The organism is Pantoea sp. BAV 3049 (assembly GCF_009765445.1).
Lineage (GTDB): Bacteria > Pseudomonadota > Gammaproteobacteria > Enterobacterales > Enterobacteriaceae > Erwinia.
The window spans coordinates 141,098-141,515 of sequence record NZ_WHOY01000031.1; the positions used below are offsets into that span (position 1 = coordinate 141,098).

General features: G+C 57.2%; 1 protein-coding gene. It reads right to left on the bottom strand.

Annotation, left to right across the window (positions count from 1 at the left end):
• Positions 1 to 418: Rpn family recombination-promoting nuclease/putative transposase (locus tag GSQ70_RS01500; protein ID WP_158785165.1), on the bottom strand; the 418-nt coding region annotated here is incomplete at both ends.

Genomic DNA, 418 nt, shown 5'->3' on the forward strand with positions numbered 1-418 from the left:
GATGTCCTCGTCAGGGATGACCGTGACGTCGACCAGCGGAAAGTCGCCGGTATACAGTTTTCCGGCCAGCGCCGGATCGTTAAATTCCTGCAGCCAGTTGGTGGAGTAAGGATAGGGGCTGCGTTTACCGGTATAGAACAGCACCGGAATGACCAGCGGCAGCTTCTTATGTCCGGCTTCCAGGTGACGCTGCATTGCTGCCACAGCATATCTGAGAAGGCGGAAGGCCATATGATTATCCGGGGACGATTGGTGCTCAATTAACACGTGCACGTAACCGTCAGCCCCTGCGGTGGTTTTCAGGCTGTAGAGCACGTCGCTGAAGTACTGGTGAAGGTCATCCTCGACAAAGGAGCCGGACTCCAGCTTCAGCGTGCTGAGGTCACAGATGGCGCGCAGCTCTGCCGGCAGATGCAGC